Origin of the sequence: Epilithonimonas lactis, assembly GCF_900110605.1 — a bacterium.
In the GTDB taxonomy this organism is placed as follows: domain Bacteria; phylum Bacteroidota; class Bacteroidia; order Flavobacteriales; family Weeksellaceae; genus Epilithonimonas; species Epilithonimonas lactis.
Window position 1 is genome coordinate 1 of the sequence record NZ_FOFI01000003.1, and the last position, 14,974, is coordinate 14,974.

General features: G+C 36.0%; 14 protein-coding genes. 8 read left to right on the forward strand and 6 right to left on the reverse strand.

Going from position 1 to position 14,974, the window contains the following annotated elements; all coding sequences use genetic code 11:
• Positions 1-122: 122 nt before the first annotated feature.
• The 4 genes from BMW39_RS09595 to BMW39_RS09610 form a co-directional block, all read right to left on the reverse strand.
• Positions 123-965 (reverse strand): macro domain-containing protein, encoded by an 843-nt coding sequence (locus BMW39_RS09595; RefSeq protein WP_034976068.1) that lies wholly within the window; start codon positions 963-965, stop codon positions 123-125.
• 4 nt (positions 966-969) lie between these two features.
• Complete coding sequence (locus BMW39_RS09600) at positions 970-1,533, reverse strand: TIR domain-containing protein (RefSeq protein ID WP_034974932.1); 564 nt, start codon at positions 1,531-1,533, stop codon at positions 970-972.
• A 400-nt stretch (positions 1,534-1,933) separates the two neighbouring features.
• Complete coding sequence (locus tag BMW39_RS09605) at positions 1,934-2,359, reverse strand: hypothetical protein (RefSeq protein WP_034974934.1); 426 nt, start codon at positions 2,357-2,359, stop codon at positions 1,934-1,936.
• A gap of 377 nt (positions 2,360-2,736) precedes the next feature.
• Positions 2,737-3,990: a site-specific integrase gene (locus BMW39_RS09610; RefSeq protein WP_034974936.1), complete on the reverse strand. Its 1,254-nt coding sequence runs from the start codon at positions 3,988-3,990 to the stop codon at positions 2,737-2,739.
• 303 nt (positions 3,991-4,293) lie between these two features.
• Between BMW39_RS09610 and BMW39_RS09615 the strand changes: the two genes are divergently transcribed.
• The 8 genes from BMW39_RS09615 to BMW39_RS09650 all read left to right on the forward strand — a co-directional run bounded on the left by BMW39_RS09615 (position 4,294) and on the right by BMW39_RS09650 (position 10,580).
• The gene (locus tag BMW39_RS09615; RefSeq protein WP_034974938.1) at positions 4,294-5,304 is read left to right on the forward strand and encodes a phenylalanine--tRNA ligase subunit alpha; all 1,011 of its coding nucleotides are present in this window, start codon (positions 4,294-4,296) and stop codon (positions 5,302-5,304) included.
• A gap of 286 nt (positions 5,305-5,590) precedes the next feature.
• On the forward strand, positions 5,591-7,327 hold the full coding sequence (locus BMW39_RS09620) for a sensor histidine kinase (protein ID WP_034974939.1): 1,737 nt from the start codon (positions 5,591-5,593) through the stop codon (positions 7,325-7,327).
• Positions 7,324-7,965: a response regulator gene (locus tag BMW39_RS09625; RefSeq protein WP_034974941.1), complete on the forward strand. Its 642-nt coding sequence runs from the start codon at positions 7,324-7,326 to the stop codon at positions 7,963-7,965. Before BMW39_RS09620 ends, BMW39_RS09625 begins: the two co-directional genes overlap by 4 nt.
• Before the next feature lie 847 nt (positions 7,966-8,812).
• Positions 8,813-9,130: a GNAT family N-acetyltransferase gene (locus BMW39_RS09630; protein WP_034974943.1), complete on the forward strand. Its 318-nt coding sequence runs from the start codon at positions 8,813-8,815 to the stop codon at positions 9,128-9,130.
• 23 nt (positions 9,131-9,153) lie between these two features.
• The gene (locus tag BMW39_RS09635) at positions 9,154-9,681 is read left to right on the forward strand and encodes an NADPH-dependent FMN reductase (RefSeq protein WP_034974945.1); all 528 of its coding nucleotides are present in this window, start codon (positions 9,154-9,156) and stop codon (positions 9,679-9,681) included.
• On the forward strand, positions 9,681-9,893 hold the full coding sequence (locus BMW39_RS09640; protein ID WP_034974946.1) for a (4Fe-4S)-binding protein: 213 nt from the start codon (positions 9,681-9,683) through the stop codon (positions 9,891-9,893). The genes BMW39_RS09635 and BMW39_RS09640 overlap by 1 nt, the downstream gene beginning before the upstream one ends.
• Before the next feature lie 4 nt (positions 9,894-9,897).
• Complete coding sequence (locus tag BMW39_RS09645; RefSeq protein ID WP_034974948.1) at positions 9,898-10,293, forward strand: OsmC family protein; 396 nt, start codon at positions 9,898-9,900, stop codon at positions 10,291-10,293.
• 5 nt (positions 10,294-10,298) lie between these two features.
• The gene (locus tag BMW39_RS09650; RefSeq protein ID WP_034974950.1) at positions 10,299-10,580 is read left to right on the forward strand and encodes a GNAT family N-acetyltransferase; all 282 of its coding nucleotides are present in this window, start codon (positions 10,299-10,301) and stop codon (positions 10,578-10,580) included.
• Between the two features lie 176 nt (positions 10,581-10,756).
• Here BMW39_RS09650 and BMW39_RS09655 read toward each other — a convergent pair whose 3' ends face one another.
• Together BMW39_RS09655 and BMW39_RS09660 are read right to left on the reverse strand one after the other, a co-directional pair.
• Positions 10,757-13,174, reverse strand: a complete 2,418-nt coding sequence (locus BMW39_RS09655; RefSeq protein ID WP_034974952.1) for a DUF5916 domain-containing protein — start codon at positions 13,172-13,174, stop codon at positions 10,757-10,759.
• Positions 13,175-13,288: 114 nt separating this feature from the next.
• Positions 13,289-14,959 (reverse strand): glutamine--tRNA ligase/YqeY domain fusion protein, encoded by a 1,671-nt coding sequence (locus BMW39_RS09660; RefSeq protein WP_034974954.1) that lies wholly within the window; start codon positions 14,957-14,959, stop codon positions 13,289-13,291.
• Positions 14,960-14,974 lie beyond the last annotated feature (15 nt).

Below are 14,974 nucleotides of genomic sequence, written 5' to 3' on the forward strand. Positions count from 1 at the left end.
CTTCGTCGGTAAACCCATAATGTTGAAAAAAGCTCCCGAAGCTTCCGTTCAACAGGGTTTTCATTGTTCGTGCTTCGCACGCAACGAAAACTTAGCTATTATAGGCAGTGGTTATTTGTGAGCTATAAACCTAATTCAATTGATTTGATATTAAACAGATTTATTTGCCCAATTTTATCCTCATGTACAACAATCGTTAACTTTGCAGGATGTTTAAATTTCATTTCACTTAATTTAAACGTCCAAAGCATAATTTTTAATAAGTCTTCATCGCTGATATTCTTATGTTCCTTAATTCTAGTTATTCCAGAACCGAAAATTGGAACTGATACCGTTTTTTGAGCATAAACGCGATTTACTCTATCCCAAAAGTTAATTAAAAATTCAATGTATTCAGGCATAGTAAGAATTGCCTTGTTATGTTCATCAAACTTAGTAAATGCTGTCAAAATAAAATCTTCATAGACGAAAATGGTACTTAATTTGAACTTTACCAGTTTTCCTCCAAGTCTTCTATAAGTTTGATTATCAATTATGTCTAATTCGTCTGAATTAGCTACTATAAAATTATCAAGCTTATCTACGTTGTCAAGGAAATACTTTTTTACATAAATTCCGTTGAGCGAACTATTTGATATTATTTTATCATCTACTACAGTGTCAAAATATTCATTAAAAGGAATTACTTTAAAACCTTGTTCATTAAATAAATTGCCAGATTTAATGTGTACTTCACTTCCATCTATGTCAATATTAATACTTGCAAGATTGTTTGCTCGGTACCAAATAACTAAATAAATTACAATAAGTACACCGAAAGTTATATAGCCAAAGTATCTTAGACAATCTTTGTATTCATCTGGAACAATATTAAAAAGTAATACAAATGATAAAATACCGGAAATTACTGAAAAATAAAACCAAAATTTATTTCTAACATTTTTATCTAATAATTTAACTTTCATAGTTTTAGTTGTAAAAATAGTCATTAGCTTCTTTCCCAGAATCTACTCTGAAGTTCGTATTGTTTAACGCTGTTCGAATAGTATCTTTACTCATTGGTATATGTAGTACGGGAACTTTTGATTTTGAATCTCTAAAAATAGGTAACTTATTCCATAAAGTTGTTACGGTACTATTCAAACTTGTTTTACCATTAGTGAGTAAATCATCTTTAGTTTTTAAATCAGGATATATTACAATTATAGGAAGTCCGAGAGTATTAATGCCGTAATCTAGTTCTTCTTTTAATGCTTTTGAATTCATTGTGTCATTACTTAAAAATAGAACGATATTTTTGGAATTTTTTAGTCTTTCTCGAAGTCTTGGTTTAAGTGTCGATTCCCAATCACTACTGTCACGAACATTGTAAGTTGTGTCATGAGCATTGTTAAAAGGAAATGAACTGTCCGAACCTTTCCATGCTTTTAATATATTGTAATAGCAAAAATCTTTAGTCGCATTTGCTCCAAGTGAAGATTCGTTAAATGGTTCGCTGACATAAAATGCGGTATAATTGTAAATTTTACTCATAAATTTATACTTGTTTTGGTTTTAAGTGTTGTTGTAATACCATTGCCTATAACGTCTTGCTACTAGGCGCTGTAGCGGATTAAAAATTCAATAAACTTTGGAGTTTGCCTAAACTCTCCAAGTACAAAACCAACTCTCAGAAAGCAACCAACCCGCTATGGCGCTTAGTAGCTGTTACCTGTCGTTTTTAATTAAGACGAATAATCCCGCTTTCATTAAGCATTTTGTCTTTTACATACGAACTATTATAGGTTCGTTTTAATTTTAAAGCGTTTAATTGTAAGTTGTTCGTCAGAGTTAAATTTTTAGATGTATTTTTATAAATATCAATTTGGTAAGGTTGTTCAGTCCATTCCAAAGTATATTGGTATGCGTCAATGATTTGATTTTTGGTGTCTGTTTAAATAATCAAAATGTCGTTGAAATCCTTGATTAAAGTTGGCCCTCCGTCATTGTAGCTTTTCCCTTTAAAAGTTGCGATGAATTGATAGTAATTATATTTTCCTTTTAAGGGTTCAAAAGCAGAACTTATGTCGTCAGATTCTCTATGTTTTGAAAGTATACCATAATAGGCATCAATATCATTGAGTTTCGAATAATCAAAATCTGAATTGTTTTTTTGCTTTTTTAGTATATAAATTTTAGTTTCATTTGGTTTTGTTATTGTGTCTTCAATCCTTGATTCAGAAATAGTTTGAATTGATTTTGTCTGACAAGTAACAAGTCCAAATAAGGATATTAATATTGAAAATAAATACAGTTTCATAAGCTGTTTAATATTGTTGGTTTTCTGCGGTGTTTCTTTAAAATGACAGGTAACACTCAAATATACGCAATTATCAATATGGAATCAAAATTTACTTTTTTTTCAAAGTATTGGTTTTCAAATCTATATTTAATTATAATCAATTGTAATTACTTACAAATGTTTAACATAATTGGTATTTAAAGAATCGTGTTTTGAGATTTTAGTAGTGTAATCTCACCCATCTTAAATACATTCAAAAGTAGAATTTTTGAATGATAATTTTTCAAAAAATATTTTAAAATTTAAAAAAAAATATTTTTTTTGATTGCTAAATTTTTCTACATTTATAAGTAATCAGGAACATTTCTTTTCATATGAAAGATTCAACTGAGAGTTGAGCCTTTAATACATTCTTAGGAGAATTTGAAAATCTTAAATTTCGCTTTATTAAATTCTTATTTGATTTGAGAATTAAAAGAACTTTCCATTTCTTTGAAATTTTCGGCTACCTTCCCCATATCTTTTCCTACTTTCTCGTTTAATATTTTTGCATAGATTTGTGTAGTTGCGATATTCTTATGTCCCATCATTTTGCTCAGACTTTCAAGCGGAACACCTTCACTGAGAAATAAGGTAGCAAAAGTATGGCGTGCCAAATGGAATGTTACTTTTTTGTTTTCAAGACAGGAAATCAATTGGGATATCTTATTAAGGCTCTCATTGCAGTTATTATTGGCAGGTACTGGGAATAACAGTCCATTTTTGGAAAAACCTTCATATTTATTGATAATCATTTTTGGAATATCTAAAAGCATCACATTGGATGAGGTCGATGTTTTTTTCCTGCGAATGATAATCCATTCCTTGCCATCAAAAAACTTTTGAATATTGCTTTTTTTCAATCCTTTTATATCAGAATAAGAAAGCCCAGTGAAACAGCTGAAAACAAAAAGATCTTTTACCAGTTCGTCTTTCTTTTTAGCACATTCAAAACTAACAAGTTGTTCCAACTCACTTCGTAAAAGATAACCACGATCTCTGTCTTTCTTAGTGTTTTTGTATTCACTGAATGGATTGCTGGAAAGATGTTTCCTGCTTATTGCCAGTCGGCACAATGTTGTTAGCCCGATCTTATAGACCCAGATTGTATTGTGTTCCAGACTTTGGTCATTACGAAGATAGTAATCGAATTCCTGAATAAATTCACAATCAATAGTTTTGAAAGGAATATCAGAAGTTTTGTATTTTGAAAGAGCAAAACTTCTGAGGTGAATCAAAAGACTCTTGTATTTCCCTAGAGTACCGTATGCCCTAAGTCCACTATCTACTTTTTTCTCAAAGTCCAGTAAAAATTTATCGTAGAATTTAAAAAATGTCAGCTCTCCGCTGTCCATACCAAGAAAAACATCTTTCAGCTTATTGCTGTTCACACTTCCATCACTATCCATAATTTTTGAGTGGCACCTTTCAATACCCAAACGTATGCTGTCAAGTCTAGTGTTTAGACTCTGTGCCTCTTTGCTTTTGCCTGAAACCCTCCCGTATTTCAAGTCCCACGCAGAAGCAGAAATATCCAGTTTTGCACTGAATGTGGATTGCTTGCCATTGACAGTTATCCTGCACATAATTGGCACAAGTCCGTTTTTCTTTGGTGCATTCTTTTTAAGGTAGAATAATACCTTGAATGTTGATCTCTTTGTCGCTTCCATAACTCACGATTTCTTAATGTTAAAATTAAAATATATAGAGCTTGGAAACAATATGAAAAAGAATGCAATAAACTGAAAAACAGTTATTTAAAAATCATTTAGAGATTTTTTAAAGTAACGATTTAGTAACCCAACTTTTGTATTCTCGTGCATTTTATTGCTTTCTACTGCAATACCAAAAAGTGAAAAACAGTTACAAATCCTTTATTTACAACTGTTTTACCTGTTTTATATCTTTGATGTTTTTTATCTAAAACTTTATTTTAAAATCGTATTTTTGCAATCTATATTTTATATATAACAATGCTAGAGAAAATTGATGACCTATTGGTAGAAGTACAGAATTTCCAGTCTTCCACCAAAGATGAAACAGAACAGTTCCGACTAAAATTCAATGGTAAAAAAGGGATCATGAATGATTTCTATGACGCCTTGAAGCAAATTCCCAATGAGCAGAAGAAAGATTTTGGACAGAAGATCAACATCTTGAGAAACGCTGTGAATGAAAAGCTGGAAGAACTAAAATCTTCTACAGAAAGCAAGATCATTCTTGAAAAAGAAGACCTTACCAGACCAGGTTTTCCATTGGAATTAGGTTCTCGTCATCCAATCAATTTGGTTAAAAATAGAATCATCGAGATCTTCAAATCCATTGGTTTTGCTGTTGCAGACGGACCTGAGATCGAGGACGATTGGCATAACTTCACCGCATTGAACCTTCCGGAATATCATCCGGCGAGAGATATGCAGGACACATTTTTCATTGAGCAAAATCCAGATGTATTATTAAGAACGCACACTTCTTCTGTTCAAATCCGATATATGGAGGAGAACGAACCGCCGATGAGAATTTTGGCGCCAGGAAGGGTTTTCAGAAATGAGGCTGTTTCTTCCCGTTCGCACTGTATTTTTCATCAGATCGAAGGTCTTTATATTGATGAAAATGTAAGTTTTGCTGACCTTAAACAAACCATTCAATTCTTTACGACCGAACTATTCGGAAAGTCGAAAATTAGAATGAGACCTTCTTACTTCCCTTTCACAGAGCCGAGTGCGGAAGTTGACGTGTACTGGGGATTGAACTCTGAAACCGACTACCGTATCACAAAAGGAACAGGTTGGTTGGAGATCATGGGTTGTGGAATGGTAGATCCTGCGGTTCTTAAAAACGTGAACATCGACCCAGACAAATTCTCCGGATATGCTTTCGGAATGGGAATCGAGAGAATCGTCATGTTGCTTTACCAAATGAGCGACATCCGTATGTTCTTCGAAAATGACAAAAGAATGTTGGAACAATTCAAGAGTTTGTAATTAATTCTGACTTGAATAAAAATAAAAAAATCCTGTAATTAATTTTTACAGGATTTTTTGATGTAATTCATTATTTTTATTAATTTGTAAATTGATATCTAAATATAAAATCTGACAATCAATCATTTAATTAAGAATAAAGTTCTTTGCTATTATATACATAAATATTTTATGATCGAACCTCGTTCTAATATCGAGGGATTGTTTAAATTTACACCTAATGCGTTTATTCATCGATATGATTTGAAATTGTAGATGGTAAATTTGATTAAAAAAACACACAAATATGAATCCAAAAAGTGGTAGCTCACGATTCAAATTACGAAAGATCGTACATTATTCTTTAATATTATGCATTCTACTCATCCAGCTGATCATAGCGGGATTTTTTTACAATGAATTCAAAAATCGTAAAAACATTGCTTTTATTGAAGATCAATTGAAAGACGTACACGATCTGGAACACCTCACAGACAAATCTAGAAAAGAACTTCTGACAGCGCAGGGCTATTTTCAAAAATATGTAGTGAGTAACGATGACAAATATCTGGACTCGTACTTCCAGTCCGTGAATGTTCTTACAAAAAACCTTGACAGCATCAATGACTTGAAGGACAAAAATCCGAGATTAAAAAAGATCATCACATTACAGAAAACAGATTCCGCGGAGATCAAAAATTTTAAGATCTTGACGGATTCATCTTTTCAGGTGTCCGCAAAATCCGATTTGAAGCTGCGTGACATCGCCATTCCACAATTCAAAAAGTACGAATTCAAATACGACTTTGACAAATTTGATATAAAAACCGAAACCAAATCCGACACCGTCAAGAAGAAAGGCTTGTTTGGAAGACTAAGTGACGCCATTTCCGGCAAAGAGAATGTGCGCAAGGAAAGTACCATCATCACGGTGGAAAAGACCAAGCAAGATGGTCTCGCAAAAATGAAGCGCGAGCTGGATAGCATTTTCAAAAACATGAACACCTACTACTCCACGGAGATCCAGAAAGTGCGTGTGAATGTGGTGAAAAATAAGGATGTCAGCACAAACAGGAACAAACTTTTCGAATCTTTCAACAGCCTGATGGTCTACAGTAACAATCTGATGAGCGTCTATGAAATCGCTATCAAAGATTCTAAATCTGAGTTGGAAAGCGAATTGGATAAACAAAATTCTGCTAATAACAAGATCAGAACCTATCTCATTTTTGGTGCAATGGTCTTGATGTTCATCGTTTCTATCCTGATCATGTACTTCACAAGGATCGCATTCATCTATGAAAAACGACTCAACGCTGCCAACAAACAGATCAAGGAAAATCTCAACTTCAAAAACAGGATATTGGGAATGCTGAGTCATGAGCTTAGATCACCGCTCAAGATCATTGGGATCTTCATCAAAAGAATCAACAAGAAGACCGAGGATGAAACCATCAAGGAATATTTGAAATCCATCAGTTTTACAAATGACACACTACTGATGCAAGCCAATCAGATCTTGGAATACACCAAAAATCAGCAGGTGCAAAACAAGTTGAATCTCAGTGTTTTTAATCTCAACAAAGAGATAGATTCTATATTGACCGCCATTGAACCTTACATCGAGACCAGAAATAATAAGTTTGTCATTCATAAAAATATTGATGAAAAAATCATGGTCAATTCCGATTGTACGAAGATCAACCAGATTTTTATGAATATTCTGGGGAATGCGAATAAGTTTACAGAAAATGGACAAATCACAGTAAACACTTCAGCAAAATATCTGGATGAAAACACCATTACCTTAACTACAGAAATAAAGGATACAGGCACGGGAATTTCAAAATCTGACCTGGAAAAGATCTTTGAACCATATTACCAAGGTGTATTGTCGGAAGATGTAGAAAATCTGGGTGCGGGTCTGGGACTGAGTCTTTGCAAGGAAATTATAGAATTATATTCTGGGAAAATCTCTGTAGACAGCGAGATAAACCAAGGAACAACCGTAAGTTTCTCTATTAATTTGAATGTTAATAAATGAATCCATTAGATAAGTCGATTACGTTTTTGCTGGCGGATGACCACAGTTTGATAAGGCAAGGTATTGTTTTTCTTTTGGAAGAGATGGAGTTCGAATGTGAGATATTCCACGCATCGACCTTGAAAAAAGTATTGGAATCTGTACAAGAAAATCCAATTGACATTGCCATCATTGATGCTCATTTCCCAGATGGAAACAGCCTTTCAATTCTACCTGACATCAAAAGAATCAGGCCAGAGACCAAAATCCTCATTTTTTCTGGCATCGATGAAAATACACAATCGCTGAAGTACATCAATGCTGGAGCGAACGGTTTTCTAAGCAAACTAAGCGAAGAAGATGATGTGAAAAACGCGATCTTAAAGATGATCAATGAAGGAGAATATATTTCGCCCACGACACAGGCTTTGTTGGTGAATTCTTTCAGAAACAGAAATTTGATCAATCCCCTGTTCTCATTGACGGAGAGAGAATTGGAAATTGCAGAGATGTACGCAGAAGGCCTCGGTAATCTGGAAATAGCCAACAGACTCGACATCAAACAAAATACAGTAAGTACATTAAAAAAAAGAATATTTGACAAGTTGAAAATCGAAAATATCGTTGAACTTGTGGAGTTGATGAAAGACCATTCTTAAGTTTTAACAAAAAACATTCCTTAATATAATAAGACCGATCATTCTAGATCGGTCTTTTTTGTAGATAAATATCTACAAGCGCATCGACATATATCGTAGACATTTTTATCGATTCTATTGCCGATGTTGGTACTTTTGTACCAAGATAATCGACAATAAAAAACACAAATAAAATTGGATTCTGAAAACGCAGATGATGAAACCAAGATTGTTGAAGATTCTAAAAACAGATGACGAATTAAGTATCAATTACAGCGTTGAGGAATAATGTAAGAGATACACAAGAGGGCAAAAACACAAAACAAAAAAAAAGATTCTAAAATCACAAATGAGGAATCAATTATTCAGAGAGAGCTTCGATTCTTTGTGAATTAAAAAAAGGGCAAAAACACAAATAAAAAGTCCACAAAAAAAACAAAAACAACAACTGATGAAATCTAGTGCCAAATTACAGAGCTGCAAAGCTCTGTAAAGGATACTAGAAAAACACAAAAACCTTGAAAACTCAAATGATGACCACAAATCATCAAGTTTGAAAACAAACGATGAGAATTCCACAATCATAATTACAGATGATGTTCAGCTCTGTAATTATGATTTTTTCGATTGCTTTATTCAAAGCTTCTTAAAGATTGAGAAGCGATATCTGATGACAAAAGTAACTCAAAGAAAAAATCAATTATATCCATAAGGAATTTAACCTTTCCTGGTCCTGTGAATTATTTTCACAGGATTTTTTTTGTTTAATGCTGAGCGGTCATCGAAAATATCCTACATCAATTTCCAGCAGACCTGCTTTGTCTAATTTTGAAAAATAAATAATTGCTAACTTTAAAAAAATAAATTTATGAAAACAGAATTCGAATCTATTCCGCTGGTAAAAAACGAATCCAAAAAACGTTTTGAGATAGAGATTGATGGCCATTTTGCATTTATCAATTATGGCGAGACCGACAATCAAATTGCGTTGGTGCACACAGAAGCTGAACCAGAATTGGCAGGAACCGGCGCTGCAGCTGCTGTTGTAGAAAAGACTTTGGAATTCATCAAGGAAAGTGGTAAAAAATTGTTACCGTTCTGTCCCTACGTTTTTGCATTCATCAAAAAACATCCGGAATGGAAAGCCATTGTAGATGAAAAATTTGGCGCTTACGACAAACTTTAAAACCTAAATCATAAACTCAGACTATGAAAATATTTGCATTCGCAGGGAGCAACTCCTCCACTTCCATCAACAAAGAATTGGTGAAATTCGTCTTGAAAAGTTTTCCAAATGAGGAAATCAACCTGATTGACCTTAGTGATTATCTGATGCCGGTTTTCTCTGTGGACCTGGAAAAAAATGGTTTTCCAGAAGAAGCCCATCGGTTTTTGAAAAACATAGAAGATTCTGACGTCATCATCTGCTCTTTGGCTGAGAACAACCGTTCGTACAGCGCTGCTTTCAAGAATATCTTTGACTGGGCTTCCAGAATCAATGTGAAAGTGTTCCAAGATAAACCAATGTTCCTGATGACGACTTCGCCAGGCGGATACGGCGGTGGAAATGTGATGGCAGAAGCGTCAAAATTCTTTCCACAATTTGGTGCAGACATCAAGGAAACTTTTTCTTTGCCAAAGTTCTATGAGAATTTTGATTTGGAAAATGGAATCGTAGAACCAGAATTATTGAACACCATCAATTCGAAAATTGAAAACTTTAAAAGTCAACTGTAATGGACACACACGAATATAACGCTGGCGAAATCACCATTCTCTGGAAACCGAAAGTATGCATCCACGCAGGCGTTTGCGTAAAGATGTTGCCACAGGTTTACAATCCGAAAGACAGACCTTGGATAAAACCCGATAATGCGACCACCGAAGAACTTAAAAATCAAATCGAAAATTGTCCGTCTGGCGCATTAAGCTATAAATTAAATTCATAAAAAAATGGGTGTAAAAGTAAAAGCCACGCTGGGAACAGAAAAATATTACACAGAGGTCATTGCTGGAGAAAATACATTGATAACAGATGAACCTGTTGACAAAGGCGGCGGAAACAAAGGTTTTAATCCTTTTGAGATTCTCGCCACATCTCTTGCAAGCTGTACTGCTGCGACCCTGCGAATGTACATTGATAGAAAAGGCTGGGACATCCCGACCATCAATGTGGAAGTAGACCTGGAAAATTTTCCGCAGACCAAAACGGCACAGTTTTGTAGAGTTATCGATTTTGGGCCGACAGAAATAAGCGAAGACATCAAGGATAAACTTTTCAAAATCGCGGACGCTTGTCCTATTCATAAAATCTTGACCAATAATATTGACATCTTAACAAAAATCTAAATAGTATGTTAGAAATAAAACAAAACAACAAAGAGACAAAAGGCGAATTCATAGCATTAATGGATGGGAAACAGGCCGGACTAATGACCTACTCTTGGGCAGGCGAAGAGAAATTCATCATCGACCATACGGAAGTTGAACCAGAGTTCAATGGCAAAGGCGTGGGGAAAGAATTGGTCTACGAAGCTGTGGAGTTTGCGAGAGAAAACAATCTGAAAATCATTCCGCTTTGTCCTTTCGCAACTGCAACTTTTAAAAAGAATGAAGAAATCAGAGACGTGCTTTGATGATAAGTTATAACTTTTGATTTATACTAAAACCCGTTTCAGTAAAGTGAAATGGGTTTTATGTTGAATCTGCAGCCCGACTTAAGTGGAGCTCTTTTTTGCAGCTGGAAAGGCTAAGGCAAAAAAAGCGGGAACGGAAGGCGGATAAAGCTGCCCAAATTATTTTTGAATCCTGATTAAAACCAATTCTTAACTCTGTTGTAATCCAGGAAATAGGTCACTCGAAGCGAAAGATTGTTGATCATCGGTGCATCAAAAAGTTCGTTGAAGTTATTTTTGAATCGCATTCTGGAAACTTCCAAATAATTGCTGGTCGCATTTCTGTATAGCAAAGTCAACTGACTTCCTGGCGCAAACCACCACGAATAACGCAAATCTACGTTCCAGGAGTTGTAGGTTCCTGCGAGATTTGGATTGTAAGCTGTATTCTCGTTCAGGCTTCCATCGTTGTTCAGACTGTAAAATTGTTTATAGGTGACATCGGAAAAATAATGGCGGAAAGCCAATGACAGCGCCATTTTGTTATTGAAAGTATATTGTCCTGTCACCGAGTTTTCATAGGTATTTCGCTGACGTCTTCCCATATAAATCTGGTCGGCATTTCTTCCCGCAAAACCAACTTCGTTGTTACTAAAAACCGGATTGAATTTCCAAATGAGATTCAGTTTGTCGGACGCTCTGTAACGCAGATACAATGACGGAATCACCTGATTTCTGCCCTTTTGGTCGTAAGCATAATAATCGATTGAAACATTGTACTGCAGTTTTTTCCGGCTGTCACTTTCGAAGAACAACCAGCTGTCAAAATAACCAGGAACATTGAGATATCTTCCGAAAGTTCTCGGTTCGTAGATATCCTTTTCTCCGTACGGCGTGAACTCTACGCCGCCTCCAAAACTTTGAAACTTCTTGTTGGTGAAAGAGTTATTGTGATTGAAAACCAATTTTTGATTCAGGAACGGTTCCAATCTGTGGTAATAATTGAGATTGAAATTGAGATACATATTATTGAGATTTCCTTTGGGCTGGAGGATTCTGTAACCGTACCAAGCGTTGTGGTTTCCGTAATTTGTAAGCGTAGAAAATCCCAAATCATTGATGTCCCAATTTTTATCTACCAAATTCGCATTGACCTCGAAGCGGTGATTTCCGGAAAATTTTCCAATCCCAGCGCTTCCTCTCGCCCCAAAAGTGGTTCCGTCATCTTTGACCCAACTGCCTTTGATGTTTCCGTAATAATTGTAAGTATTCTTTTTGTTGGCAATGTTCCAAAGCAATCCCGTCGCGTTGGCATCACGGAAATTTCCCATTCTCATCGTGCTTGTGTTGACCAAAGTGATGGAAGAATTGCCGCCAAACCGCTGGTCGAAAACCAAAACATTGTAGTTGGTCCAAGGCTCAACGGTTTCTTTTCTAGTTTCTCCGGTTTCATTGTTTTGAATGGTCGCATCCATTTTCTCTGTCACACCATTGAAAATCCCGATTCCAAGACCTTTTTTCGTTCTTCCCGAGATTTTGAAAGCGTTGAACAATTTCACTTTTCCTGGATATTCTGTCAAGGTTTCATTTTCGTCAATCGTTGGATAGATGGAAGGTTCGCCGCCTACCCTTCTGGAATAGAACATATCACCTTTGCTGAAAAGTTCCGTGCCTTCCATAAAGAATGAACGCTGCTCGGAAAATTGCTGTTCGAATGGTGTTAAATTGAGAATCGAATTATCAAAATTAGCCTGACCAAAATCCGGGACCAAGGTCATATCAAAAGTGAAAGCGTCATTGATTCCATATTTCAAATCCATTCCGCCGTTGACATTCATCTCGGTCTTGCCATCAAAATTATTGACGTAGGTTGAAAAGTAAGGTGTGAAAGAAAGTCTGGTCGGGGTTTTTACGTTTTCGATTCCATTGAGGATTCCGTCGTACAAAGTGAAACTTCCTTTTGTATTATCGATGTGATTCCAGGCGAGTTTTTTGCGTTCTCTCTGGATATTTCGGAAGAAGTTGACGCCCCATTTTTGAACATTGTCCTTTGGAAATCTTAATTCGAAATAAGGGATTTTCATCTCGACATTCCAGCCTTTATCTGTGATTTTCACGGCGCTGTACCAGATTCCGTTCCAGGTGTCATCTTCGCCATTATCATTGGTCGCTTTGGCATCAAACTGAACCCCAGCCGCCGTGACTATGAATTCGTAACTCTGCTGTTTGTCATTGTATCCATTGATGAAAACACCGAAGAAATCGTCGTTGTTGATGACGTCCCGTTCTGTGAGTTGTCTTGCAATTTTATCTGGTTCATTGTCATAAAGTGTTGCTGCAATGTAGATTCCCGTATTGTCATATAAAACTTTTACAACACTTTTTTGATTCTCAGATTCTGGTTTTCCATTTGCAGGTTGGAACTCGATGAATTTGTCTGCGATGCTTGCAGTTGCCCAAACTTCTTCGTCTATGACGCCGTCAATCTTGATGGATTTGTCTGTTCTCACAGCATTCATTTGTCGTCTGACGATGCTGTCTGAAGCGATTACTTTTTGAGCAGAAATATGTCCAAAAAAAAGAATCAGTCCGAGAATGCCAAGTTTAGTTTTCATAGTAAAGGTTATTCTTGAGATTAGACAAAACAAATAACAACTCTATTACATCAAAACAAAAAAAATCAGACAAAAGCCTGATTTTCAATTTATTAATTTAAATATCTTTACTAATTACGGTTTGTAACCGTCCTTCAAAGTCACCGTTCTGTTGAATACCAAAGTTTCATCAGAAGAATCTCTGTCCTTCATATAATAACCAATTCTTTGGAACTGGAAATGGTCGTCCAAAGTGGCATCTTTCAAGCTTGGTTCCGCAAATCCGTGCGTAACGTTCAACGATTGTGGATTGATGAATTGGATGAAATCCACATCTTTCTCAGCATCAGGCTGTTCTGTGGTGAACAATCTTTCGTAAGTTCTGATCTCGATTGGCAAAGCGTGTTTTGCAGAAACCCAATGTAGTGTTCCTTTCACTTTTCTAAGACTAGCCTCAGTCCCGCTTCCAGACCTTGAATCTTCGTCATAAGTTGCAAAAATCGTAGTGATCTCGCCATTCGCATCTTTCTCAACACGTTCTGCTTTGATGATGTAACCTGCTTTCAAACGCACTTCACCATCCAATTTCAGACGGAAGAATTTTTTGTCCGCTTCTTCTTTGAAATCTTCTCTTTCGATGTAAATCTCTCTGGAGAAAGGCACTTGTCTTGTCCCAGCGTTTTCGTCTTCAGGATTGTTTTCTGTTTCCAACCATTCTTCTTTATCTTCTGGATAATTTTCAATGATCAGTTTCACAGGATTTACAACCGCCATTACGCGCGTTGCCACTTTGTTCAGGTCTTCTCTTACACAAAATTCCAACAATTGGATATCGATCAAGTTTTCACGTTTTGCAACACCCACTTTTTCAATGAAATTTTTGATGGCCGTCGGCGTGTAACCTTTTCTTCTGAGTCCAGAGATGGTCGGCATTCTTGGATCATCCCAACCTGTTGTGATATTTTCCTGAACCAATCTTTGAAGTTTTCTTTTGGAGGTTACCATATAAGAAACGTTCATCCTTGCAAATTCTCTCTGCTTTGGTGCAACACTTTCGTTATCATAAACCTGATCCAAATACCATTCGTACAACGGACGGTGGTTTTCAAACTCTAATGAACAAAGGGAATGCGAAATCTGTTCGATATAATCGGATTCTCCGTGTGCCCAATCGTACATTGGATAGATCTTCCACTTTTCGCCGGTTCTGTGGTGCGGTTCTTTTAGGATCCTGTACATCACAGGGTCGCGCATATTCATATTCGGAGAAGCCATATCGATCTTCGCACGCAAACTCATCGCACCTTTGTCGAATTCACCATTCTTCATTCTCTCGAACAGATCAAGGCTTTCCTCTACCGGACGGTTTCTGAAAGGCGATTCTACACCTTCCTCAAAAGGTGTTTTTCTCTGAGCGGTGATATCTTCCGAAGATTGCTCATCTACGTAAGCTTTGCCTTGTTTGATGAGTTCTACAGCCCAATTGTAAAGTTGGTCGAAATAATCTGACGTGTATAGTTCCTGATCATATTTGAAACCCAGCCAATCGATGTCTGCTTTGATAGAATCTACGAATTCCTGCTCTTCTTTAGCTGGATTGGTATCATCAAAACGAAGATTGACAGGCGCATTATATTTCTGCCCCAAACCGAAGTTGATGCAGATTGCTTTTGTATGACCAATGTGAAGATAACCGTTTGGTTCAGGCGGAAATCTGAAACGCAATTGTGATGCGTCCAAGCCGTTTTCCAAATCATCTTCTATAATTTGCTCGATAAAATTGAGTGATTTTTTTTCTTCTTCCATAATCTGAAACTGAGG